Annotated in this window: 23 protein-coding genes; all 23 read left to right on the forward strand. The window is 54.9% G+C overall.

The window, feature by feature from the left end; translation table 11 throughout:
* Positions 1-18 precede the first annotated feature (18 nt).
* The 23 genes from EV294_RS16905 (at position 19) to EV294_RS17015 (ending at position 25,610) form a co-directional block, all read left to right on the forward strand.
* Complete coding sequence (locus tag EV294_RS16905) at positions 19-429, forward strand: NADH-quinone oxidoreductase subunit A (RefSeq protein WP_132308784.1); 411 nt, start codon at positions 19-21, stop codon at positions 427-429.
* Positions 414-932, forward strand: coding sequence for a NuoB/complex I 20 kDa subunit family protein (locus EV294_RS16910; RefSeq protein WP_127497877.1), 519 nt, complete (start codon positions 414-416; stop codon positions 930-932). The genes EV294_RS16905 and EV294_RS16910 overlap by 16 nt, the downstream gene beginning before the upstream one ends.
* On the forward strand, positions 929-1,951 hold the full coding sequence (locus EV294_RS16915; RefSeq protein ID WP_132308786.1) for an NADH-quinone oxidoreductase subunit C: 1,023 nt from the start codon (positions 929-931) through the stop codon (positions 1,949-1,951). The genes EV294_RS16910 and EV294_RS16915 overlap by 4 nt, the downstream gene beginning before the upstream one ends.
* A 7-nt stretch (positions 1,952-1,958) precedes the next feature.
* Positions 1,959-3,059: an NADH-quinone oxidoreductase subunit D gene (locus tag EV294_RS16920; protein ID WP_132308788.1), complete on the forward strand. Its 1,101-nt coding sequence runs from the start codon at positions 1,959-1,961 to the stop codon at positions 3,057-3,059.
* Positions 3,059-4,072, forward strand: a complete 1,014-nt coding sequence (gene nuoH / locus EV294_RS16925) for an NADH-quinone oxidoreductase subunit NuoH (protein WP_132308790.1) — start codon at positions 3,059-3,061, stop codon at positions 4,070-4,072. The genes EV294_RS16920 and nuoH overlap by 1 nt, the downstream gene beginning before the upstream one ends.
* 37 nt (positions 4,073-4,109) lie before the next feature.
* Positions 4,110-4,559: an NADH-quinone oxidoreductase subunit NuoI gene (nuoI, locus tag EV294_RS16930; protein ID WP_132308792.1), complete on the forward strand. Its 450-nt coding sequence runs from the start codon at positions 4,110-4,112 to the stop codon at positions 4,557-4,559.
* 1 nt (position 4,560) lies between these two features.
* Positions 4,561-5,076, forward strand: coding sequence for an NADH-quinone oxidoreductase subunit J (locus EV294_RS16935; RefSeq protein ID WP_132308794.1), 516 nt, complete (start codon positions 4,561-4,563; stop codon positions 5,074-5,076).
* A 1-nt stretch (position 5,077) separates the two neighbouring features.
* On the forward strand, positions 5,078-5,380 hold the full coding sequence (gene nuoK, locus EV294_RS16940) for an NADH-quinone oxidoreductase subunit NuoK (protein ID WP_132308796.1): 303 nt from the start codon (positions 5,078-5,080) through the stop codon (positions 5,378-5,380).
* A gap of 8 nt (positions 5,381-5,388) precedes the next feature.
* Entirely contained in the window at positions 5,389-7,266 is a 1,878-nt protein-coding gene (gene nuoL / locus EV294_RS16945; RefSeq protein ID WP_132308798.1) for an NADH-quinone oxidoreductase subunit L, read from the forward strand.
* Positions 7,267-8,898 carry a complex I subunit 4 family protein gene (locus tag EV294_RS16950; protein WP_132308800.1) on the forward strand — a complete coding sequence of 544 codons (1,632 nt, stop codon included), beginning with the start codon at positions 7,267-7,269 and terminating at the stop codon, positions 8,896-8,898.
* Between the two features lie 3 nt (positions 8,899-8,901).
* Complete coding sequence (locus EV294_RS16955; RefSeq protein WP_132308802.1) at positions 8,902-10,467, forward strand: NADH-quinone oxidoreductase subunit N; 1,566 nt, start codon at positions 8,902-8,904, stop codon at positions 10,465-10,467.
* An 861-nt stretch (positions 10,468-11,328) separates the two neighbouring features.
* Positions 11,329-14,208, forward strand: coding sequence for a S8 family serine peptidase (locus EV294_RS16960; protein WP_132308804.1), 2,880 nt, complete (start codon positions 11,329-11,331; stop codon positions 14,206-14,208).
* Between the two features lie 43 nt (positions 14,209-14,251).
* Positions 14,252-14,515, forward strand: a complete 264-nt coding sequence (locus tag EV294_RS16965) for a DUF1146 domain-containing protein (RefSeq protein ID WP_132308806.1) — start codon at positions 14,252-14,254, stop codon at positions 14,513-14,515.
* A 315-nt stretch (positions 14,516-14,830) separates the two neighbouring features.
* Positions 14,831-16,201: a UDP-N-acetylglucosamine 1-carboxyvinyltransferase gene (murA, locus tag EV294_RS16970; protein WP_132308808.1), complete on the forward strand. Its 1,371-nt coding sequence runs from the start codon at positions 14,831-14,833 to the stop codon at positions 16,199-16,201.
* Positions 16,202-16,385: 184 nt separating this feature from the next.
* Entirely contained in the window at positions 16,386-18,083 is a 1,698-nt protein-coding gene (locus EV294_RS16975) for an efflux RND transporter periplasmic adaptor subunit (protein WP_165930707.1), read from the forward strand.
* Entirely contained in the window at positions 18,080-18,835 is a 756-nt protein-coding gene (locus tag EV294_RS16980; RefSeq protein WP_132308812.1) for an ABC transporter ATP-binding protein, read from the forward strand. The genes EV294_RS16975 and EV294_RS16980 overlap by 4 nt, the downstream gene beginning before the upstream one ends.
* On the forward strand, positions 18,777-19,967 hold the full coding sequence (locus tag EV294_RS16985) for an ABC transporter permease (protein ID WP_132308814.1): 1,191 nt from the start codon (positions 18,777-18,779) through the stop codon (positions 19,965-19,967). Before EV294_RS16980 ends, EV294_RS16985 begins: the two co-directional genes overlap by 59 nt.
* Positions 19,968-20,105: 138 nt before the next feature.
* Entirely contained in the window at positions 20,106-21,257 is a 1,152-nt protein-coding gene (gene spoIID / locus EV294_RS16990) for a stage II sporulation protein D (RefSeq protein WP_132308816.1), read from the forward strand.
* Between the two features lie 72 nt (positions 21,258-21,329).
* On the forward strand, positions 21,330-22,079 hold the full coding sequence (locus tag EV294_RS16995; RefSeq protein ID WP_132308818.1) for a M23 family metallopeptidase: 750 nt from the start codon (positions 21,330-21,332) through the stop codon (positions 22,077-22,079).
* A gap of 156 nt (positions 22,080-22,235) precedes the next feature.
* Positions 22,236-22,523 carry a sporulation transcriptional regulator SpoIIID gene (gene spoIIID / locus EV294_RS17000; protein WP_015847336.1) on the forward strand — a complete coding sequence of 96 codons (288 nt, stop codon included), beginning with the start codon at positions 22,236-22,238 and terminating at the stop codon, positions 22,521-22,523.
* Between the two features lie 138 nt (positions 22,524-22,661).
* Entirely contained in the window at positions 22,662-23,663 is a 1,002-nt protein-coding gene (gene mreB / locus EV294_RS17005; RefSeq protein WP_132308820.1) for a rod shape-determining protein MreB, read from the forward strand.
* 166 nt (positions 23,664-23,829) lie between these two features.
* Positions 23,830-24,696 carry a flagellar hook-basal body protein gene (locus EV294_RS17010; RefSeq protein ID WP_132308822.1) on the forward strand — a complete coding sequence of 289 codons (867 nt, stop codon included), beginning with the start codon at positions 23,830-23,832 and terminating at the stop codon, positions 24,694-24,696.
* An 86-nt stretch (positions 24,697-24,782) separates the two neighbouring features.
* Positions 24,783-25,610, forward strand: coding sequence for a flagellar hook-basal body protein (locus EV294_RS17015; protein ID WP_132308824.1), 828 nt, complete (start codon positions 24,783-24,785; stop codon positions 25,608-25,610).
* Positions 25,611-25,621: the final 11 nt, after the last annotated feature.

Here is a 25,621-nt window from a genome sequence, read left to right on the forward strand (position 1 = left end):
TTATAATTGTGAGGAAAAATGACCAAGCGGCTGGTCCGCTTTGACGGAGGCGATGGTGTGGACAATTACGTCAACCAGTATGTCGTCGTGGCTATTTTTATTTTTCTCGGGATCTTGCTCCCGGCAGCGGCGCTGACCGTCGGAAGATTGCTCAGACCGCATAAGCCGAATGATCCGAAGCGAACAACCTACGAGAGCGGCAACGAGCCGGTTGGCGAAGGACAGGTACGCTTCAACATCCGGTATTACATCTTTGCGTTAATGTTTGTCATCTTTGATGTGGAAACCGTTTTCTTATACCCTTGGGCCGTCGCATATAATAAGCTCGGCCTTTTTGTGCTGGTTGAGATGTTCATTTTTGCGGCAATGCTGTTTATCGGACTTCTATATGCCTGGAAAAAGAAGGTGCTGAAATGGAATTCAGTTTAGAGTCGATATCGCTGGAAGAACGCAAGGAACTGGAACGCAATGTGTTTATGGGAACGCTGGAGCAGCTGAAGGCTTGGGCGCGGAGCAATTCGCTGTGGCCGCTCACCTTCGGTCTGGCCTGCTGCGCAATCGAGATGATGGGTACGGGCGCGTCCCATTACGATCTCGACCGGTTCGGAGTCATGTTCCGCACCTCGCCGCGCCAGTCGGATGTGATGATTGTCGCAGGCACCGTTACGAAAAAAATGGGCCCGCTGCTGCGACGGCTGTATGATCAGATGCCTGAGCCCAAATGGGTGATTGCAATGGGCTCCTGCGCGACGGCGGGTGGTCCCTACATCAAGTCGTATGCGGTGATGAAGGGAGTCGACCAAATCGTGCCCGTCGATGTGTACATACCAGGCTGTCCGCCCAACCCGGCGGCACTGATCTACGGCATTAACAAGCTGCAAGAAAAAATCCGTTACGAAGCGAAAACCGGGAAGCGGGTGACGGACCGATGAGCGAGGAGAAGAATGAAGGGAAAAAGCCGGAAGAAGCGAAGGTTGCTTCGGAGGCGAAGACAGAGCTGCCGACAGAGGTGCCGGAGTCGGCGGAAAATACAACCGTCTCGGCAGGTGGTGCAACGCTGGAGAAGGAGCCGGAAGCGGCAGGTGCAGGCGAGCCGACAGATGACGCAGCGCCGGAGGGCGCGGTGGATGCGGAGCGGGAGGCGAAGCTGAAGGCGGCGGCGGAAGCGCGCGCGGCGAGAGCGGCGGCGAAGGAAGCCGCGAACGCGGGCGGAGCAGCGCCGGAGGGCGCGGCGGATGCGGAGCGGGAAGCGAAGCTGAAGGCGGCGGCGGAAGCGCGCGCGGCGAGAGCGGCGGCCAAGGAAGCCGCAAACGCGGGCGGAGCAGCGCCGGAGGGCGCGGCGGATGCGGAGCGGGAAGCGAAGCTGAAGGCGGCGGCGGAAGCCCGCGCGGCGAGAGCGGCGGCGAAGGAAGCCGCGAATGCGGGCGGAGCAGCGCCGGATACGGCTGAGCCGGCGCCACCGCCGGAGCCGTCGCCGAAGCAGCCGGAGCTGGATGCGGCAGCGAGACTGATTCGCAGCCTCGTGCATGAAGAGGCGCTGGAGGATGCTTATATTAACGAGATGAGCCGGCATATGCCGACGATTATCGTGAAGAATGAGCATTGGGCTGCGACGGCCGAGCTGCTGAAGCGGCATGAAGAGCTTCATTTTACCTATTTGCGGAATGTCTCCGGCGTCGATTACGAGACGCATCTGGAGGTTGTCTATCACCTGGTTCATCTCGAAAGCCGGCGCGAGCTGGCGGTAAAGGTGAAGGCGGACCGCAGCGACCCTGCCATCGCTTCGGTGACGCCCGTCTGGGCCACCGCGAATTGGAACGAACGCGAAATCTATGATCTGTTAGGAGTAACATTCCCGGGCCATCCCGATCTGCGCCGCATTATGATGTCCGACGACTGGGTCGGCCATCCGCTGCGCAAAGATTATGAGCCGCTCGATTCGGAGGTGTAGCTGCAGCGTGATTCGTACCGAAGAACTTCTATTAAATGTCGGTCCCCAGCATCCCAGCACGCATGGCGTATTCCGTATCGTTGTCAAACTCGACGGCGAAGTCATCACGGAAGCAACCCCGGTAATGGGGTATTTGCACCGCGGTACCGAGAAGCTGGCCGAGCAATTGAATTATACGCAAATTATTCCTTATACCGACCGGATGGATTATGTGTCTGCCATGACCAATAACTATGTGCTGGTTCATGCCGTCGAGACGATGATGGGGCTTGAAGTCCCGGAGCGCGCGGAGTTTATGCGACTTATTGTCATGGAGCTGCAGCGGGTTGCGAGCCACCTTGTCTGGTGGGGCACTTATCTGCTCGACATCGGGGCGATGAGCCCGTTCCTGTACGCCTTCCGTGATCGCGAGATCATTATTAATTTATTTAATGAACTGTGCGGAGCCCGTTTGACTTACAATTATATGAGGGTTGGCGGAGTGAAATGGGATGCGCCGCCGGGCTGGCTGGATAAAGTGCGGGATTTCATTCCGTACATGCACGGCAAGCTGCGGGAATACGACAAGCTGGTAAGCGGCAACGAGATTTTCCTCGCCCGGATCAAAGGCATTGGACGATACGACGCGGAAACGGCGATCGACTATGGTCTGTCCGGCGCCAACCTGCGCTGTACCGGCGTAGACTGGGATTTGCGCAAAGCGGAGCCGTACAGTTTGTATAACCGCTTCGAATTCGATGTGCCGCTTGGCAAAAACGGAGATTGCTACGATCGTTACGTCATCCGGCTGGAGGAGATTAAGCAGAGCCTCCGCATTCTCGAGCAAGCGCTTGAGCAAATGCCGTCCGGCGGAGAGACGATGGGCAAGGTACCCCGCGTTATCCGTCCTCCGGCGGGAGAAGTGTATGTCCGTATTGAATCACCCCGCGGGGAGATCGGCTGTCATATCGTCTCGAAAGGAAAAGCAGAGCCTTACCGCCTGAAGTTCCGGCGGCCGTCCTTTGTGAATCTGCAGATTTTGCCCAAGCTGCTGGTGGGAGAGACGATGACGAACCTGATTACGATCCTCGGCGGCGTCGACATTGTAGTCGGGGAGGTTGATTGCTGATGGGTGCATGGCTGCATGACTCGATGACCTGGGGCAATGCGGTTATTATTTTTCTATGGGGCGCGGTGTTTCTGTTTGTTGTGCTGGGCTTTGTTACCTACGCGATTTATTTCGAACGGAAGGTTATCGGGTGGATGCAGCTTCGGATCGGCCCGAACCGGGTTGGTCCGCTAGGCCTTCTGCAGACGGTGGCCGATATATTCAAGCTTCTCATTAAGGAAGACACGATTCCGCGCAAAGCCGACCGCCTCCTGTTTATTCTTGCCCCCATACTTTGCTACGTGCCGGCTTTTACGGTGCTCGCGGTCATCCCTTATACGGAAAAGCTATATTTTGCCGATCTGAACGTCGGCTTGCTCTATTACGCCGCCTTATCGGGTATCTCGACCCTGGCCATTGTGCTTGGGGGCTGGGCTTCGAACAATAAATACGCGCTTCTTGGCGGCATGCGCTCGGCAGCGCAAATGATCAGCTACGAGGTTCCGCTCGTGATCTCCGTCGTTGGCGTCATCCTGCTCAGCGGCAGTCTTAATCTGAGGGATATCGTGGCGGCGCAGTCCGGCGGGTGGTTCTGGGACTGGAACTTCATTCCGCAAATTATCGGCTTTGTTGTGTTCATGATTGCGGCGGTATCCGAGCTGAACCGTACGCCGTTTGACCTCCCCGAGGCCGAGTCGGAGCTTGTAGCCGGCTATCATGTGGAATACAGCGGCTTCCGTTTTGCGTTCTTTATGCTGTCGGAGTATGTCTACGTCTATGCGATTGCGGCTTTGACGACCGTGCTGTTCCTCGGCGGGTGGCACGCGCCGGCGCCGTTTCTTGATTTTGTGCCGGGAATCATCTGGTTCCTGCTCAAATTCGCGTTTATCGTGTTCTTCTTATTCTGGATCCGGGCGAGCTTCCCGCGTATCCGGGTTGATCAGCTGATGGGGCTGGGCTGGAAGGTGCTGCTGCCGGTATCGCTGCTGAACGTATTTCTGACGGCGGGTTATCTGGAGCTGTTCGTAAAATAAAGGGTTGCTTCGCAATTCTTTTTAGGAGGATCTAGCCATGAATGGACTTGTGCAAGGGCTTGGCGTGACGCTCAAATCAATGGTATCGAAAAAAGTGACAACATCTTATCCCGATGAGCCGATTCTTATGCCGGACCGGTTCCGCGGTATTCAGCATTTTATTCCGGACCTCTGTATCGTCTGCAACCAGTGCGCAAGAATCTGTCCGACCGACTGCATTACGCTGACCGGCAAGCCAAACCCCGACCCGGCCAAAAAAGGCAAAGTCATCGACACGTTTGATATCAATTTCGAAATTTGCATCTTATGCGATTTATGCACCGAGGTTTGCCCGACGGAAGCGATTGTGATGACCAATCATTTCGAGCTGTCCGCGTACAGCCGGGATGATCTGTTCAAGGATGTCGAGTGGCTGACCGACAATAACACGCTGGTCCGTCAGGATAACAACAACATCGGAGCTCCTGCGAAAGGAGGCGCCAAATAAGTTGTTCAACATTGATTTTAATGGCGAGTTCGCCGCTTTTTTTATCTTCTCGGCGATTATGATCATCGGAGCCGTCCTTATGGTCAGCCTTCAGAAGGTCGTGCATATGGTCATCTCCATGGCTGCGGTGTTTTTGGGCCTGGCCGGCATGTTTGTCCTGCTGGACGCGGAGTTCGTGGCTTTTGTCCAGGTGCTGATCTATGCGGGGGCCGTGTCCATTCTGATGATATTCGGCATTATGATGACCAATCATCAGAATAAACAGGCCGATCCGGTCAAGCCTCTCCATGAGACGCTTGCCGCTATAGCTGCGCTTTGCTTGTTCGGGATCCTGTTCTATGCCATACGGACGACGGATTTTCCCGATGCCCCGCCGCTGCAGGCGGCGGGGGATAATACGTCGAGCATTGGCCAGCTGCTGTATACGGGATACGTCGTGCCGTTCGAGCTGTTGTCCGTGCTGCTGACGGTTGCCTTTATCGGGGCGATTGCTATTGCGAAAAAGGGGGCGGATTAACATGCTTCCATCCTATCTGACGATGGCTGCGATCCTGTTTTGCATCGGGCTGTACGGAGCCCTGGTGAAACGGAATGCCGTAATTGTTCTGTTATCGATTGAACTTATGCTGAATGCGGTCAATTTGAATTTGGTCGCGTTCTCCAAATACGGGGTTGTTCCGTCCCTAACCGGCCAAGTATTCGCTTTGTTCACTATTACGGTGGCGGCAGCGGAGGCTGCCGTTGGGGTGGCGGTGCTGATCGCCCTGTTCCGCGCGAGAGGTACCGTTCACGTGGATGAATTCGACGAGATGAAGAGGTGATGTGACCCGTGGATCAATTAACGAAAGCAGCGTGGCTCATTCCGCTCTTCCCGTTTGCCGCCTTTCTTCTGCTGACGGCCCTCGGCAGGAGCTACCGGATTGCGGGCGTGCTGATCGGTTCGATTGGCTCGCTTGCGTCGCTGGTCATGTCCCTGCTTGTTTTTATCGAGAGACTAGGGCCAGACGCGGTTGATTACAGCGGCGACAGCTACAAATGGATTGGTCTTGGCGAGTATACGCTCAAGATCGGTTTCGAAATCACGAATCTGAATGCTCTTATGCTGGTTATCGTGACGGTAGTCAGCTTCCTCGTAAACGTGTATTCGGCCGGCTATATGAAAAAGGATGAACGGATCACCGTCTTCTACGGCTATGTCGCGCTCTTTACCTTTGCGATGCTGGGGCTGGTGCTGTCCGACAATATGCTGGTTTTCTATATGTTCTGGGAGCTTGTTGGCGTCTGCTCCTTCCTGCTGGTTGGCTTCTGGTATGCGAAGCCGGCAGCCCGGGCAGCGGCGAAAAAAGCGTTTATCGTGACCAGAATCGGCGACGCGGGGCTGCTGCTTGGCATTATCGTGCTGTTCTGGTATATGCCGGGCCATGCGCTTGATTTCAGCAGTATACATAACGTGTTTACCGAAGGGCAGTCCGGCACGATTACGATGACCATAACAACCTCGATTGCTCTGCTTCTATTCATGGGGGTTATCGGCAAGTCAGGCCAATTCCCGCTGCATGTATGGCTTCCGGACGCGATGGAGGGGCCAACGCCGATCAGCGCCTTGATCCATGCGGCGACGATGGTGGCGGCCGGCGTATTTCTCCTCGCGAGAACGTTTGATATCTTCGAGGCTTCCGCGGCCGCGATGCATACGGTCGCTTACTTCGGAGGATTTACGGCGATCTTCGCCGCAACCGTAGCGCTCGCGCAAAACGACATTAAACGGATTCTAGCCTACTCAACCATCAGCCAGCTCGGCTACATGGTTATGGCGATGGGGCTTGGCTCGATGACGGGCGGTATTTTCCACCTGTTCACGCATGCTTTCTTCAAGGCGCTATTGTTCCTCGCGGCCGGCAGCGTGATTCATGCGGTACATACCCAGAACATACACGAGATGGGCGGCCTTGGCTCCAAAATGCGAATCACGGCATGGACCTTTGCGATTGGGGCGTTGTCCTTATCCGGCATCCCGCCGTTCTCGGGCTTCTGGTCCAAGGATGCGATTCTGGCATCCGCGCTCGACGAAAATCCGTTCCTGTTTGCCGTCGGGCTGGCGGCGGCCTTTTGTACGGCTCTCTATATGTCGCGGTTATACTTTATCGTTTTTATGGGCAAATCCCGTCATCAGCAGCAGGCCGAGGTAAAGGAATCCTCAAAGGTAATGACGATACCGCTGGTGGTGCTGGCCGTTATTTCGATTGGAGCGGGCTTTATCGACACGCCTTGGAACGGTTGGCTGGGCAGCTGGCTGACGGACGGGGCGGAGGAGGCTCATGCAAGCGGCGCTGCGATTGTTGCTTCCATAGCCGTCGGGGTGCTTGGCATTTATGTAGGCTGGCTCATGTACGGGAAAGGCAGCATCGAGCGCGGCGCGACAGCATCCAAAATGCCGTGGCTCGTTCATCTGCTGAAGCGGCAATATTACGTTAACGAATTTTACAACGCCGTCATTGTAAAATCGGTACGCGCCTTGGGAAAAGGCTTGAATGCTTTTGACGAATACGTGGTCGGCGGCGCAGTCCGGCTGGTTGGTTTTACCGCCGGAGCGGGCGGACGGGCGCTGACCAGGCTGAACAACGGCCAGACGCAAACGTACGGCTTGACCGCCGTTATTGGTCTTATCATAATTATCGCCGCAATTGTTGGAAGGAGGTTTTGGTAAATGGCGGACCTGACCGATCTTCCGATTCTATCGATTATTCTCGCAGCCCCGCTTATCGGGCTTCTGGTTGTTCTTCTTCTGCCGAAGCACCGTAACCGGTGGCTGCAAACCGCAGCTATCGTGTTCACGTTGATCCCGCTGCTGCTGTCGCTTCTGTTATATGCCGATTACGACAAGCATCAGGGCGGCAACAACTTTGAGGAGACGGCTGCATGGGTAGAGGTTCCGTTAAACAAAGAGACGCAAGCCTCGAACGGGGTAACGAGCTATACGCTTTCGTTCCAGTATGACGTGGGCATCGACGGGTTGTCCTTGCCGCTTGTTATTCTTACGACGCTGATCACGGCGATGGCGGCTTTTGCTTCCGTTCATGTAAAAAAGCGATGGAAGGCGTTCTATGCCTGGTTCCTGCTCCTGGAGACGGGCGTGCTTGGCGTATTTATGGCGCGGGATTTATTCCTGTTCTTTATTTTCTTCGAAATTACGCTTATCGCGATGTACTTCCTGATCGGCATCTGGGGTTTCTTCAACCGGGAGCGGGCCGCGAATCAATTCGTTATCTATAACGGTCTTGGATCGGCTATCATGCTTATTGCCTTTATTCTTCTCGTTAATACGGCCGGCTTTCATATCGATCAAGATACGTCATCCTTTATTTACAGTGGCAGTTACGCGGATATTCTCCGCAATTTGTCCGATCCTTCGGCATGGGTGAACCTTGCTCCGGATCAGGCGGGCGGGATGAACCCGTTCCATATGTCGGCTTCGATGCACACGGTTATTTTCCTCCTGCTGGTGGTGGCGTTTGGCATCAAGCTCCCGATTCTGCCGTTCCACACCTGGATGCTCAAGGTTCACAGCGAGGCGCATCCGGCAATCGTCATGATTCACTCCGGCGTACTGCTCAAGATGGGGGCATACGGACTTATCCGGTTCGGCATTGTGCTATTCCCCGAGCAGGCGAAGGATTGGGCGGTCGTGCTGGCTTCTCTTGGTCTCGCCAATCTCCTGTACGGGGCGCTTGTCGCTTTCCGGCAGACGGATTTCAAGCTGGTTCTGGCGTATTCCTCGATCAGCCATATGGGGATCGTTCTGCTAGGCCTTGCGGCTTTTAACGAGATTGGCCTGCAGGGGGCGATGTTCCAGCTTGTCTCGCATGGATTGATCTCAGCGCTCCTCTTCCTGATTGTCGGCAGCCTATACGAGAGAACGAAGACGACAACCTTATCCGAGCTTGGCGGGCTGGCACGGTCGATGCCGTTTATCTCGGGTATCCTGTTAGCCGGAGGTCTTGCCTCCTTGGGCCTGCCGGGTCTGTCGGGCTTTGTAGGCGAGTTCCTGTCGCTGCTTGGGCTGTTCGACAGCCAGCCTTGGATTGCCGGCTTCTCGGTCATCGGCGTTATTCTGACCGCCGTATATATCCTGAGGGCTGTGCTCAAAACAACCTTTGGCCCTATTGAAGAGCGGTATCTCGCGGTCAAAGACGCAAGGTTGATCGAAGCCCTGCCGATGATTGTGCTGCTGGCGTTTATCCTGCTGCTGGGCTGTTATCCGTCCGTGCTGACGGATACGTTCCAATACAGCGTTGACGGTCTGTTCAAGCCGTTATTTTCGTTAAGGATGGGGGGATAAGCGATGACCGAATTTATACCGCTGACATGGCATGATACGCTGTATCTCGCTCCGGAGCTTATCCTTGCGGCAATGTTCCTTATCCTTATCGTAACGGACTTGATTCTTCCAGGTCGGACGAACCGCGCGGTTATCGGCTGGTTGTCCTTGGCGGGCTTGCTGCTGTCGCTTGCAGCCGTCATCTGGCGGGTGATCGATATGAATCCGTCCGGCGTATCGGCTGCGGAGGCAGCGGAAGCCGGTCAGGCCATATCGCTTCTCGGAGCCAGCTATCGGGTAGATGATTTCGGCAATCTGTTAAAGATTGTTTTTCTGATCGGAACGTCATTGGTGGTACTGTTGGGACTTGGCGCCACGCAAAGGGACGACGCGGTAACGGACAAAGCCGAATTCTACTATTTGCTGCTTCCCGCGGCGGCTGGGGCCATGATTATGGCCTCCTCCGGCAATCTCGTGACCTTGTACATAGGGCTTGAGCTGCTCAGCATTACGACTTATGTGCTTGTCGGCTTGCGGAAGCGTTCGTCGCTATCGGCCGAGGCAGCTTTCAAGTACGTGGTTACGGGCGGAATCGCCTCGGCCTTTGTCCTGTTCGGGATGTCCTATCTTTACGGCGTGACCGGCTCGGTAAGCCTGGCGGATTTCCCGACGGCGCTGCCGCAGGCCTTCGCGGATTATAAGGCGTTGGTCTACGTCGGGTTCTTCTTCCTGATTGCGGGCTTCGGAATCAAAATCGCAGCCGCTCCGTTCCATGTCTGGGCAGCGGATGTGTATCAAGGGGCGCCTACGCCGGTTTCGGCTTTCCTGGCGGTTATTGCGAAGGGTGCAGCGCTTGCGGCGGTATTCCGCTTCTTGTACAGCAGCGCGTTCTTCCTCTCGGGCGGTCCCGGGAAGCAAGCGGGTGACGATGTCTTCTTCGCCCTGCTGGTCATTGCCGCTGCCGCGATGATAGCCGGCACGTTCTCCGCTCTCCGGCAAAAGCAGGTGAAACGGCTGCTGGCCTTATCCGGCGTAGCCAATGCCGGGTACTTGCTTGTTCCGATTGCGATTTCGGTGACGATCATCCACAGCAATAACTTTTCGGAGTTTGTGTTTTATCTGGTAGCTTACCTGCTCATGAACGTAGGGGCATTTGCCGTTGTAACGGTTATCGCGAGCGCTGCGGGGCATGAAGAGCTGAAAGGCTTCTCGGGCCTCTATTACCGGGCGCCGTGGACAGCCGCGGCTATGCTGATCTTTATTCTGTCGCTGTCGGGCTTGCCGGTGACGGCCGGATTTTTCGGCAAGCTGTTCATCCTGCTCGGAGCGGCCAGCGTAAAGGCTTACTGGCTGGTTGCCATCATGGCGGTCAGCACCGTCGTTTCCTACTACTTCTACTTCGGCATTATCCGCCAGATGTTCATGCGGTCGAACGGCGAGGAAGAGGAGCCGGTTCATGTGCCGGCCGTCACGGGAGTCGTCATCTGGATCTGCGCGGCTGCAACGGTTGCCCTTGGCGTATTGCCGGGTCCGTTGATGAAATGGATAGACGCAGTGTTTACGATTCAGGCGGATTTGTTTGTGAAATAGTAATGAGGGGCCCAGCGGCTGGAGTGCCGCTGGGCTTTTTTTGCGTTGAGCTGTTGCTCCGCAGCTGGCGGTTATGAAACTGGGCTCTTCGCTTATGAAGCGGCATGCTCGAGTGGAATAAGACCCTACGGGTCTTTTATCGAGCTGGCAGGTGGGGAGTTGAGAGAGATAAATCCTTGGCCGAGCCTTATCTCAAAGGCAAGGCCTCCAAGGGACCTATCTCAAAGGGACAGGGTCCCCGGAGCGGAGCAGCTAAGTAGGGAGTTAAGGTCCCTTGGCGGAAGAGGCGGGAATGATGCGGAAAGGCGTGGGCTAGAGGGATTAAGGTCCCTGAGGGACCTTAAGAGGCAAGAAGTAGCTGGTTAGTTGAGGGTTAAGGTCCCTCAGGGACCTTAAGTAAAGCTGGAGAGGCGGGAATGATGCGGAAAGGCGTGGGGTTGGAGGGCTTAAGGTCCCTGAGGGACCTTAAGAGGTAGGAAGCAGCTGGCTAGTTGAGGGTTAAGGTCCCTCAGGGACCTTAAGTGAAGTTGAAGAGGCGGGAATGGTGCAGGATGGCGTGGGGTTGTAGGGGTTAAGGTCCCTCAGGGACCTTAAGTAGAATAGAGTAAGAGTAATGTGGCGGTTCGCCGAAAATGCGAGTTTAAGAGTGGAACGCCGAGATCGTGCTTGCCGAGGAATAATTCATTTTATCAGTATCTTTACAGGTAATTATCTTTTGCTAGAGACAGGAGAACGGGGGCCGGAAATCGAATGGTACTAGAAGATAAATAGAGACTATTAAACGGTCAATAGAGAAACGTGTGGCAAGAGCATGCGTATAATTTGAGACGGAGACAAATATACCGATAAAGGCAGAAACAGATGAGAAGAGATGCTCTCGGCAGCGTATTGAAAAGATCCCTCCCCGCGCTTCTCCTCGCGGGGATTCTCGCCTGCGGGGCGGCAATGCCCGCCGCCCCTGCAGGCCTTGCCCCGGCTGGGGCCGCTGCGGCGGGCAAAGCCGCCGCCGGCGCCCCCGCCGGGGCAAAAGAGGAGCCGCAAAGCTGGCTCCTCAAATGGCGCGAACCCGCGCAGGCGCATGAGCTGCGCGGGACGCGTGTGCTCCGCCGCCAGAGCAGCGAGGCGGCGGAGGTCTGGCTCGTCCAGCCCGCGGACAGCGGGGCGGACGCCAGCGCTTGGGCCGCCCGGCTGCTAAGCGAGCCGGGCGTGGAATACGTGCACCCGAATGAGCGGGTGCACGTCCTCGCCGCGGAGTCTGCCGCGGCGGATGATCCTGAAATCGGCAAGCAGACCTACCTGAAACAGATCGGCGCGCCGGAAGCCTGGAAAACCGTGCGGACGCAGACCGATCTGACGATTGCGATTGTCGATACGGGGATCGATCTGGATCACCCGGACCTGAAGAGAAATCTGGTGCCGGGCACCAACTTTGTGCAACCGAACAAACCGCCGGATGACGATAACGGCCACGGAACCGCGGTGGCTGGCGTTATCGCGGCAGCGGGCAATAACGGCTTAGGGATAAGCGGCATTCTATGGGGTGCCAAGCTGATGCCGATTAAAGCGCTTGACTCCCAGGGAGACGGCACGGAACGCGATCTCGGGGAGGGCATCCTATACGCGGTCCGCAACGGTGCCCGGATTGTTGTCATGTCGGTCGGCCTTAACCGTTACTCGCCTTATATGCTGGACATCGTCAATTACGCCGAAAGCAAAGGCGTGCTGCTTGTCGCAGCCGCCGGCAACGACGGGTTGACCCACGGGGATAAAGCGCAGGTCAAATACCCCGCTGCTTATCCGACCGTCCTTGGCGTCAGCGGAGTGAAGCCGGACAATACGCCGGATTCCCGTTCGAATCCCGGACCTGAAATTGATCTTGCGGCATCCTGGAATGTATATACTACCGCAATAGGTGGACGCTATAAAAGAGAAGAAGGGACGTCCATGGCGGCACCGCAGGTTGCGGCAGCGGCAGCATTGGTCTGGGCCCGTTATCCTTCGCTTGAGCCCTACCAGGTCAGGGAGCTTCTCCGCCAGTCCGCCAAGGATATCGGTGCGTCAGGCCTGGACGACAAATCCGGCTACGGTCTGCTGCAGGTGGATAAAGCCGTTACGATGACGGCGAAGTCCGATCGTTTCGAGCCCAACGGCACCCGCGCTAGCGCCAGGCCGCTGCCGGCAGGCAAACAAGCAACGGCCCTGCTCTCCAGCGGCAGCGATCTGGACTGGTATACGTTCGACGCTCCCTATGACGGCATCGTCACGCTGGATTTCGAAGAGCTGACCCCAGGCGGCAGCGCAACGCCGGCTGTCCGTTTATCGCATTACGCCGGCGACGCGCTGAAGGCATCCGCGGAGACCAAGCTGGGAAGCCGCGTGGTTGATTTTGCGGTGAAGAAAGGCAAGCAAGCCTTTCTTATTCAATATATGAACAAGGATATGGACCTGAAGCTGCCTTATCTGTTGACGGCAGCCTTCCGCATGGCCCCGGACAGCTACGAGCCTAACGACAAGCCGTACGAGGCGTCAACGCTTCAGCCGCGCAGCCAGAGCATCACAGGCTCCTTCGATCAGCTTGCCGACAGGGACTGGTATGCGGTGACCTTTACGCAAGGCGGCACGCTTAGTCTCCGGGTGACGACCAATACCGTGCGTATCGATCCCGAGCTTGCGGTTCAGCAGGCGGGCCAAGCGCTAATGTCTTACGACGACGAGCGGGAAGGCGAAGCCGAGCAGTCTCCCGTCCTGACCGTATCGCCGGGCAAATATTATATACGGGTGCACAATGCGATATCTTCCGAAGCGAGTCCCACCGTCGGGACCTATACGCTGAAGATGGACTACGTTCCGAAATACGCGGATCCTAATGAGCCGAACGACAAGTATTACGAGGCGCTGATGACGACCTCCGGCACGGAATACGTCGGGGTAATCGGCAGCGCAAGCGATGCGGACTGGTTCCAGATCCGCCTTGCGTCAACAAGCGTCGTAGACTTGAATTTGTTTAACGTTCCGGCAGGCAAAATGATGAAGCTGGAAGCATACGATAAGAAGCAGAAGCTGGTCTTTACTCAATTGACCGGACGAAGCGGATCGCTTCAAGCCGCGAATAAGGTTATGCAGCCTGGCGTTTACTACATAAAACTAACGGCCAACGGCGCTTTCGACAAGCAGTATTACCGATTCAAGGTTAAGTTCGATCCGCTCGTGGCCGGCTTCCGGGATATCGCCGGCCATTGGTCGAGGGACGCGATCGTGGAGATGAGCGAGCTCGGCATCGTAAGCGGCACCGGTCCTTACACTTTCGAACCAAACCGCCCGATTTCCCGAGCGGAAGCGGTGGCGATGGCGATCAAAGCCTATAAACCGGTCGTATACGGCATGCCTTCCGATGTCCGCTTCAAGGATCTGGATTACGGTCATTGGGCTTACGGGGCAATCGCCAGAGCGGTTCAGAAGGGATGGATCAAAGGATTCCCGGACGGAACCTTCCGTCCGAACCAGCCGGTAACAAGAGCCGAGATGGCGATGATTATCGGTTACGCGGATCAGGTAAAGCCCGTTGCGCCGCTGGGCAATCCGTTCAAGGATGTCTGGCGCGATCATTGGGCCGCACCGATGCTGAACGCACTGAAGCTGAAGGGGGTTATCAGCGGAACGGAGGATAACGTATACGAGCCGGGCAAAAAAGCAAGCCGGGCGGAGTTTACAACGATTTTATACCGGGTATATAGACAATAACCATCGATCAGACATATTGATGTAGAAGGGGAATTAAAACCAGATGGGTATCGATCAAATGGTGAACGATGCGCAAACCGCAACCGGGACCATCGCGTTATTTTCAATCGTCGTTAATTTATTCAGTATTGTATTCGTTTGGTATATCCTGCAGGAGATCAAGCTGGACGTATTTTTTAAGTTCCCGCGAAGTCCGAAGGCAAGGATGTTTCAGGTTGTCATGGCGGTCGTTATCGGTCATGGCTTCGCCGGTTTTATACTCGATTATTGGAACTGGACGAAGCTCCTGCGGTATTTTGTCGAATAACAACGATCAAAAAAGACAACAATGGATACTACAGGACGGTATGAAAATGACACGAGACTACGAACAACTGTATATAAAGCCCCGGATTCGGATTGAAAATGCTGCCCGCACGGCAACGGAGGGTGGTGCTTTCGACTCGGCACTAGCGGTTTTTTTAGTGCTTTTTGACGATCTTTCTGGTAATAATTTACCGCTTGTCGATTTGTGTAAATGAATGATAAGATGAAGGTTGGATAAAGCATGGAATTGTCATTTTCTTATACTAAAAATGGAACTAATGTTTGGAGAAATTCAGTTCGCGGAGGGAACTATAAGATGACCAAAATTATCGTCCGCGGAGGCCAGCGTCTATCGGGAACGGTCCGTGTCAGCGGTGCAAAAAATGCAGTACTTCCCATTTTGGCGGCCTCGTTATTAGCGGCGGAAGGAGACAGCGTCATCTGTGACGTTCCCCTCCTCGACGATGTAATGACCATTCAGAAAGTATTAGCTTCGTTAGGCGCAAAAATTACTTACAACAATGAGACGATGCAGATTTCTGCGGGGACGATTTCCTCCTTCGAGGCTCCATACGAGTTTGTTCGCAAGATGCGCGCATCCTTCCTCGTTATGGGTCCGCTGCTCGCCAGAATCGGCAAGGTTCGTATTTCGCTTCCGGGCGGCTGCGCGATTGGTACAAGACCAATTGACCAGCACCTGAAGGGCTTCGAAGCAATGGGAGCGGAGATTACGCTTGGACACGGCTTCATTGAAGCAAGTACTAAGACGCGTCTTAAAGGTGCGAAGATCTATCTGGATGTAGCCAGCGTCGGGGCAACGGAAAATATTATGATGGCCGCCGCTTTGGCGGAAGGCACAACAACGATCGAGAACGCGGCGAAGGAGCCCGAAATCGTTGATCTTGCCAATTATTTGAATGCCATGGGTGCCAAGGTTCGCGGTGCAGGTACGGGCGAGATCCGGATCGAAGGCGTTGACTGCATGCATGGCGTAACACATAACGTTATTCCCGACCGTGTGGAAGCAGGCACGTATATGATTGCTGCTGCAATCACGGGCGGAGACGTATTCGTGGAAAACGCGATTGGCGACCATTTGACGCCGGTCATCTCGAAGCTTCAGGAGATGGGCGTCGAAGTTACGGAATCGGATAACGGCATTCGTGTCCGTGCCCCTAAATCGCTCAAATCGGTGGATGTGAAAACATTGCCGCATCCGGGTTTCCCGACCGACATGCAGTCCCAGATGATGGCGCTCTTGCTTGTGTCGGAAGGAACCTCGGTCGTAACGGAGACGGTATTCGAGAACCGCTTCATGCATGTGGAGGAGTTCAAGAAGATGAGCGCGCAAATCAAGGTCGAGGGCCGTTCGGCATTCGTGACCGGAAACGTACCGCTCGTTGGCGCTAAAGTGTGCGCAACCGATCTTCGCGCCGGCGCTGCTCTGATCTGTGCGGGGCTTCGCGCAGACGGAGAGACGGAAGTATCCGGCATTTACCACGTAGACCGCGGATACGTAGACATTACAGGCAAGCTCGCCGCTCTTGGCGCGGATATCAGACGGGTTGAGCCTGAGGTTTCGGTTGCTGCCGTAGCCGCTGCTCCAGCGCCTGCCGCCGAGCTTGAGCCGGTTACCTCCTACAAGCGCGAGGCTGCTGTTTTGAAAGTACAGCCGACCTGGGCATAAAGGATAAGAATAGTAAAAAAGCTGTTTCCTCGCTAAGGAAGCAGCTTTTTTTGTGCATGTGTTCACTTTCACGATTAGCTCTATCAGCCTATGCCGATGTGCCGTTAGGCTTGTTCATGCTCCGTTCATTTTCCCGTGATATATTCGTCGGTAGATATGACCGATGGAGGGTGGAGTACAGTCAATGAAGAAGTGGACATTATGGCTTGGTATCATCATTATTCTTGCTGCCGCCGGCGGGGGCGCGTATTACTACTATTACATGCGCGACGATAAGGCAACAACCGAGACGCCGCTAGCGGTTACGGCAAGAGCAATCAAAGGCGATATTAAAACCTCGATTAGCGGTACGGGCTCGGTAGAGGCCAACTCGAGAGAGACGGTAACCGCAGGCAAGAGCGGCACCATCGCAACTCTTTCCTTCAAAGAAGGGGACAAAGTGAAGAAAGGGCAAGTGCTTGCCACTTTCGAGGACAACGATAATTACGATGATCAGATCGAATCGATCAACAAAAATATTACGAAAACGAAGGACCAGATCGCGGACAAGCAGGAAGAATACAAAGAAGCGATCGGTACCGAAAACGAGGAGCAGACGACAAAGTCCATCAAGGACGAGATTGATGATCTTCAATCCACGATTGATGACTATAACGACCAGCTTCAGGATATCTACGAAGATCAGGCGAAGGAAGTAAAACAGGTTATCGCTCCGATTGACGGCGAGGTGACAACCAGCGATATCAGCGTAGGCGACGAAGTGCAGTCCAACACCACGATCGCGGAGATAGTAGACTATACGCATCTTGAGTTTGTAACAAGCATTGACGAGCTTGATATTCCGCAGGTCAAGCTGAAACAAACTGCTCAAATTACGCTTAGCGCAATTACGGATCGTACCCTGGAGGCAACGGTATCCGAAATTGCGAAAGAGGGCACGTCTTCCAACGGGTCGGCATCCTACAGCGTAAGCTTGCTTCTGAATGACATTGACGGCGTTATGGTTGGTATGTCCGGCCAAGCGGATATCGTAACGGAGCAAAGCGCGGATGCCGTGCTAGTGCCGGTTAATGCGGTAGTTGAATTCGGCGGCAAATCCTATGTCCGCGTTCCTGGTACGGGAAGCGGAACAGGAACAGGCGCAGCGGGTTCGGGTACGGCGCCGAGCGGAACAACCGGACAGCAAGGCCAGCGCAGCCAAGGTGCGCAAGGCGCAACAAGCAATGAAGCGGCGGCTGCCGGCGGCTGGCAGGGCAGAGGCGGAGCTGGCGGCAACGGCGTAGGCAACGGCAGATTCCAAGGCGTCGGCGGCGGAGCCGCAACGGCCGAAGGCGGTCAAGGCACGGGGCGCAACATTGCGGCTGCAGACGGCGGCAATCAGAGCGGAACGGGAACGACTCCGGGAGGAGCGGCTTCAGGCGGAGGTGCTGCACCTGGAGGAGCGGCGCAAGGGACTGCTCCGGGCAGCAATGCTCAAGGAGGCACCGGCGCAGCCGGAGGCAGAGGAGGCAGCAAGCAGGGCGGAAGTGGCGCCTCGAATGGCCAAGGCGGAAGAAACGGCATGGCGAGCCAATTGAGGGAAAGCATTACGCTTGGCGGCCAATTGAAGGAAGTAACGGTGGGGATCAGCAACGAAACTTACGTCGAAATCAAATCCGGTCTCGCCGAAGGCGATCAGGTGCTTATTCCGGTCGCAACGGGCGCCCAAGGAATGGGCTCGTCTGCAACTCAGCAGCAACAGCAGCAGTTCGGCGGTTTCGGAGGCGGCTTTGGCGGCAGCTTCCCGGCAGGCGGCTTTGGCGGAGGCGGCTTCGGAGGCGGAGGCGGAAACGTAAGAACCTCGACGCGGGGAGCAACTGGCGGCGGCGGTGGTACGCGATGACCGGGCAATCCTCCTTAATTGAAATGAATGAGATCGTCAAGTATTACAAGATGGCCGGAGAGAAAATGACGGTCCTTCACAATATCTCGCTGACGGTTAACCATGGCGATTTTCTGGCCATTGTTGGCCCGTCCGGCTCGGGCAAGTCGACGCTGATGAATATCATCGGCTGTCTGGACGTACCGAATGAAGGAAGCTACAAGCTCGACGGCATGGAGGTGCGCGGACAAAGCGACAATAGGCTGACGGAGATGCGGAACAAAAAAATCGGGTTTATCTTTCAGGGGTATCATCTGCTGCCCAGGCTGACGGCACTCGAGAATTGCGAGCTTCCGCTCATCTACCGAGGGTTGTCGGCGAAGGAAAGACGCAGCCGTGCGATGGAAGCGCTGGAGCGCGTTGGACTTGGCGAGAGAATGGGTCACCGCCAGAACGAGCTGTCCGGCGGTCAGCAGCAGCGCGTAGCGATTGCGCGCGCGCTCGCTACCAATCCGCCGCTCCTGCTGGCGGACGAGCCGACGGGCGCGCTGGATTCCAAGACGGGCATGGAAGTGCTCGGCATGATGGAGGAGCTTAACCGTGCCGGACAGACCATTGTGTTGATTACGCATGACATGGAGGTCGCTCAGCGTGCGAGCCGTACGGTAATCATCCGGGATGGGGTGCTGACGGAGCAGAAAAGGAGGGACAGCCATGAAGATATCGCAGGGCCTCATAATGGCGGTCAAAAGCGTCTTATCGAACAAGCTTAGAACCATCCTTTCCATGCTCGGCATTCTGATTGGGGTTGCGACCGTTATTGCGCTTGTGGCCATGGGCAGGGCTTCATCCAACGAAGTGGCAAGCCAGGTGTCGACGCTTGGCAGCCCGGATTCGCTCTCGGTTACGATTACGGGACGCGGCACGGTCACCTCGTTATCTGTGGACGAGGCGCTCAAGCTTGGCGATTTGAATAACGTCAGCGGGGTTGCTCCTATTACAAGCACAACCGGCTATGCCAAATACGGCCGGACTCAAGTGTCCGTAAGCGTGGAGGGCATTACGCCGGAATACGAGGAAGTCAAAGACTTCAGCGTGCAGGACGGCCGGTACATTGCGGCTCCCGACATCAATAACAAGACGAAGGTAGCTCTTATCGGTACGCAGACCGCCCAGGATTTGTTCGAGGATGAGAGAGTGGATCCGGAGGATGCGGTGGGGCGCAAGATTACGATTAACGGCTATATCTTCACGATTGTAGGCCTGCTGGAATCCAAGGGCGACTCGCTGACAGGTTCCAATGACGAGAAGATTCTTATTCCGATCTCGACGGCCCAGAAAATTTTTCAGGTGAGCGGCGTAACCACGATTAATATGAAGGTTACGGACACCAAGCAAATGAGTTCGGTTGTGAGCGAGGTAGAGGCCAGCCTGTACGAGAAGTTTCGCGGCAACGAGAATGCCTACCGGGTTCTTAACCAGGAAGAAGCGATGAAGACGCTGAACTCCGTTAATGAAACGATGAACCGGCAGTTGATTTACGTGGCGGCCATCTCGCTTGTCGTCGGCGGAATCGGGATTATGAATATTATGCTTGTCTCCGTAACCGAGCGTACCCGGGAGATTGGCATACGGAAATCTCTCGGAGCGAAGAAGAGAGATATCTTATTCCAGTTTCTCGTAGAAGCCGTCGTCATAAGCGGTCTCGGCGGACTTCTCGGTATCCTTATCGGCAATATAGCCTCTTATATCATAGGCCAGGTGATGAAAACGCCAACGGAGGTGCCGATGAATACGATGCTTATGTCCTTTGGCTTCTCGGCCTTCGTAGGTGTCGTGTTCGGTTATCTGCCGGCCAACAAGGCAGCAAGTCTGCGTCCTGTAGATGCGCTTCGCCATGATTAAAAACAATAGAATATACGTCGTGCTTGAACGAGAACCGCGGGTTCTATCCTATTAATCAGGCTCATAGAATAAATCCATCAAGGCCGGCTTTAAGAGAGTCCGCTCTCTTAAAGCGGCTTATAGGCGGAGAGGAGATCTATGAGATACGTAATAGGCAGACCGAAACGGGCGATCAGGCGTCCCGGCAGCAAATGGCTGACCGTTGCATGCTGGGCAGCCTTCGGAATCGGAATCGCGATGAGTATGTCCGTATGGCTTGCGACTTCCGCATACCGGAACGCCGAAGCAAGCCGTACCGTACTTGACCGGTTCCAGGGAGAGAGCAGCGGCGTAACGTCTAGCAATAAGGCGTCTGCCGACGGGTTCGGGCAGGCGCCTTTGCCGTCACCGTCCGAAAAGCCGGCAACGGAAGCAGGCACCAAGGAAACGTATATTACGGTCTATTTAACAAAGGAGCAACGTACGGAGCGGGTTACGCTGGAAACTTACGTCAGGGGCGTGGTTGCAGGGGAAATGCCTGCCGATTTTGACCTCGAGGCGTTGAAGGCCCAGGCCATCGCCGCACGTACTTATATAGTGAGAAGGCTTGAGCTGGAGGATCACAGCGGCATGCCGGCGACGGGCGCGGCTTCCCGCGCGGATGTCACCGACACGATTGACCATCAAATCTATATTTCGCTCGATAAGCTGCGGGGTCTCTGGCCAAAGGATGAGCAGGAGTCGAGAATGGCGAAGCTGAATAAGGCGGTAACCGAGACTCGCGGGGAAGTGATCACCTATGAAGGCGAACCGATTCAGGCGGTATTTTTCTCCACGAGCAACGGGTATACGGAAAACTCGGAGCAATATTTTCGGGAAGAGCTTCCCTATCTTCGAAGCGTGGCAAGTCCTTGGGACAAACAAATTTCGCCCCGTTATCAGGAGACGGTAAAGCTTCAACTCTCTGATTTTTATGCAAGACTAGGGCTCGCGAGCAAGAAGAAGCCGTCTATACGAATATTGGACAAGACAGCGGGCAACCGGATCGCCGATATTCTGATAGACGGCAAGACGTATACCGGTCGGGAAGTGCGGGAAAAGCTTGGACTTGCCTCCTCAGAGTTTACCTGGAAGCTGGAAGGGGACGAGATTGCGATAACGACCTTCGGCTACGGGCATGGCGTAGGCATGAGCCAGTGGGGAGCCAACGGCATGGCCGAGGAAGGGAAAAGCGCGGAGCAGATCGTAACCTACTATTATACGGGGACGAAAGTCGAACAAGCTTCGAAGCTTGCGGCGAAATTTCAATAATCTCAAAAAATAGCAACCCCTCACGTATAAAGCTAGTTGTTCTGGCAACAATGGCTAGTGAGGTGATATCAAATGAATGAAAATCAAAACAAACCTAAGCAAGAATCTCCTAAAAACGTACTAGGAGAAGTATCTGCCGCTAAGTCTAGCAATGGCTTTAAAAAACTGCTGTCGAAGAAATGGGTAACCCCGGCAGCGTTCATGGCAGCCGCGGCAATCATCGTAGCCTTAATGTGGATCTACCAGGGTTCGGACAACACCAAGGAAACTTCAGCCACGACTTCCGAGCAAACAGAGACCGCTGTAGGCAATGAAGCCGCGAAGCCGGATGACCAAGCGCTCCAAGCGGAAAGAAAAGGCGAGAAACTGGAATGGCCGGTAGCAAACAAAGACAATCTGGATGAAGTGCTCCCTTACTATGATGTAAACGCAACGAGCGACGAGAAAGCGAAAGCCGTTATCCAAATCGGCGATAACACGCTGGCTCCTCACACCGGCGTTGACTTTGCGGATCCAAGCGATCAACCGTTCGACGTACTCGCTGCTCTCTCCGGTAAAGTAACCCGCGTTGAGAAGCATCCTACAAACGGCAACGTTGTAGAGATCAGCCACGGCGACGGTCTCGTAACGATTTACCAAAGCCTTAGCGACATCCAGGTGGCTGTAGGCGACGACGTGAAGCAAGGAACGAAGATCGCTGTGGCAGGCCGCAATGATCTCGAGAAGGATCTCGGCGTTCACCTTCACTTCAGCGTGCAGGAGAACGGCAAGTCGGTTAACCCGGCTTCCATCGTAGGCCAATCGCTTACGGAAGAAAAATAAGACTAAAGTCTCACAGGCAGGGGTGGAAACCCCTGCCTGTTTCGTTTTTTTATGAAAATTTTAGGCCAAACACGTCACTAAGGCTTGACCATAAAGAATATATACCCGTACCCCTCATATACTGTACCAAACTATCTCGAGTAGGGAGGCGGGAACGTGCATGATTACATCAAAGAACGAACCATTAAAATAGGTCGCTGCATTGTTGAAACCAAACATACGGTGCGTACGATCGCTAAAGAGTTCGGCGTTTCCAAGAGTACGGTCCACAAGGATTTGACCGAGCGTTTGCCGGAAATCAACCCCGACCTGGCGGACCAGGTGAAGCACATTCTCGAGTACCACAAGTCGATCCGTCATTTGAGGGGAGGAGAAGCCACAAAGATTAAATACAAGAAGACCAGCACGAAGAAACGGGAAGTTATCGCGGCTGGCAAAAGCTAAACAATTTTCGAGTTTTTGTGCGCATAAATAAGAGGAATTTTGTGGTTTTTGGCGAATAATGTACATCAGTATGTCCTATGTCGTGGGAACTATTCGTGAACGGGATGATTACATTATTCGTTGGAGGGCTATAGCCTTATGCTTAGCAAGGATATCGGTATTGACCTGGGTACGGCAAACGTATCCATTCATGTGAAAGGGAAGGGCGTTGTTCTCGACGAGCCTTCGGTAGTCGCGATTGAAAGCGATTCGAAACGGGTGCTCGCCGTTGGCGAGGAAGCGCACCGCATGGTTGGGCGTACGCCCGGCAACATCGTTGCCATCCGTCCGCTTCGCGACGGCGTAATTGCCGATTTCGAAATTACAGAAATTATGCTTAAGGCTTTTATCGACCGCGTTGAAGGCCGCAAATGGTTCAGCCGTCCGCGTATTCTGATCTGCGCTCCTACCAATATTACGTCGGTAGAGCAGAAAGCGATTCGCGAAGCGGCTGAACGGAGCGGCGCGAAGGAAGTATTTCTGGAGGAAGAGCCAAAGGCTGCCGCTATCGGGGCTGGGATGGACATATTCCAGCCTAGCGGCAACATGGTTGTAGACATTGGCGGCGGTACGACCGACGTGGCGGTTCTGTCGATGGGCGACGTGGTGACCTCATCCTCGATCAAAGTTGCGGGGGACAAGTTCGATGCCGCGATTATGAAATACATCAAGGATAAGTACCGTCTTCTGATCGGTGAGCGGACAAGCGAGGATATTAAGATCAAGATCGGTACGGTGTACGAGGAAGGACGGCATGACGAGATCGACATTCGCGGACGCGATATGGTGTCCGGTCTGCCGCTGACGATTACCATTCGTTCCGCGGAAGTGCGCGAAGCGCTGTGGGATCCGGTAATGTCCATTGTTGCCGCGGCAAAAATGGTGCTGGAGCGTACGCCGCCCGAATTGTCGGCCGATATTATCGACCGCGGCGTCATTCTGACCGGCGGCGGCGCGCTGCTGGACGGGCTGGATGCTCTGCTTGCGGACGAGCTTAAGGTTCCTGTTCTTATCGCGGAGGACCCGATGCATTGCGTCGTGAAGGGGACAGGCATTCTTCTTGATAATTTGGACAAGCTCGGCAAAAAAAGCCGGGCCTAATTTTGTGCGGGTAGGGCGCTGTGGGGGGCGTGCCGAAGCATAAATGAGTCGAAGGTCACAGAGAGGATCTATAACGGCGGCTCTGCGCGAAGCCGATATTATATATGAAGAGTTACGACTTTTTGAGAGCACGGCTTCGCAAGCGAACCGGCCGGGGAGGCGCCACATGTTAAGAGGTCTTTATACGGCTGCGGCGGGTATGACCGCGCAGCAGCGCAGACACGATACGATAACGAATAATATTACCAATATCAATACGCCGGGTTATAAGCAGACCTATGCGGTAACCCGTTCTTTTCCGGAGATGCTCCTGTCGCTGACCGGGGTGGACCAGAAAGACGAGAAACAGATCGGCAAGGTCAGCACCGGCGTATTTGCTGAAGAAAGCCTTGCGATTCACTTGCAGGGAGACCTGACGCAGACGGGCAAGTCGTCGGATTTTGCCCTTGTGTCCAATATCGATGTGCCGGGAATGGCTTTTGATGCCTCGGGCAAATACGTATCGCCGGACGGCGAAGTCACGTTCCAGCCTCAAGCGTTTTTTACGCTGCAGGACAAGAACGGCGAGATCCGCTATACGCGCGGAGGCTCCTTTACCTTGACCTCGGACGGCTTCCTGGTAGCCGGTGACGGATCGAATGTGCTCGGGACGGACGGCAACCCGATTCAGTTCCCTCCCGGCGTCAGTCTTGACGGCCTTACCTTGACGGGGGACCAGCGTTTCGTTGACGCGAAGACGGGAGCGGATTCGGGAAGACGGCTATTGCTGACCCGGATCGACAATCCCAACGAGCTGGCTCGCGAAGGAGACGGCAAATTCCGTCTGGCCGGCGATGCCCAGGATGCCCGCCCCGTTGCCGCGGGTGAACGCGTTGAGGTGCGGCAGGGTTACGTCGAGCGCTCCAACGTTGATGCCGCGCAATCCTCGGTAGACTTGATGGCCGCGCTGCGCGCTTACGAGGCGAACCAGAAGGTTATCCAGTTCTATGACGAAAGCTTGGATAAAGCGGTGAATCAGGTAGGCCGGGTATAACTCAGGCATACGAAGTGAGAATTACCACAAGCAGTTTTCAATGTTAAGCATTCTGTGTGGCAATTCTTTTTAGGAGGCATAACGAATTGAACAGCTCGATGATTAATGCCAGCGTATCGATGAATGCCCTGCAGCAAAAATTGGACATGCTGGCGGATAATATTGCGAATGTGAATACGGTAGGCTATAAACGTAAGGAAGCTACTTTCGAGGATTTGCTGAATAATACGAGGATGCAGCCGGACGCGTTCAATCAGCCCGGAAGACTGACTTCCCTCAACTTCAATCAAGGCTGGGGCTCCAGGCTTGCGATGATACAGCCGAACTTGCAGCAGGGAACGATCAAAACGACGGAAAAGGATACCGACCTTGCGATTGAAGGCGACGCTTTGTTCGAGGTTGCGGTTAACGCAAGCGGGGACCGCGCTTATACCCGTAACGGCTCGCTGCAGTTGACGGTTGCGGCAAACGGTGATACGATTTTGGCAACGCCGGAGGGATATCCGGTTGTTGCGAATACGCCGGCGGGCGAGGGACCCCTTGTCGTGCCAAGCGGTTATCATCTTCGGGTTAATCCGGACGGTACCGCGGAAGGCGTGGCTACTGACGGAAGCACGATTGAGCTTGGCTCCATCAAGCTTGTTCAAGCAACCCGTCCCGCGGCCTTAACGCTGGTTGCGGACAATTTGTACGAAATAGCCGACGGCATTAACGTGACAGACGTACTGCAGAACGTAACGCCAAACGGCGAGAATGGCATAGCGCTTCGTCAAGGCGCCCTAGAGCAATCGAATGTTAATCTGGGCGATGAGATGACGGAGCTTATTAATGTGCAGCGTGCTTACCAGATGGCCGCAAGAGCTTTAACGTCCAGCGACACCATGATGGGGTTAGCCAACAGCCTGCGCAAATAGATAGGGTGAGA

The sequence above is a fragment of the Paenibacillus sp. BK033 genome, from assembly GCF_004345425.1.
Lineage (GTDB): Bacteria > Bacillota > Bacilli > Paenibacillales > Paenibacillaceae > Pristimantibacillus.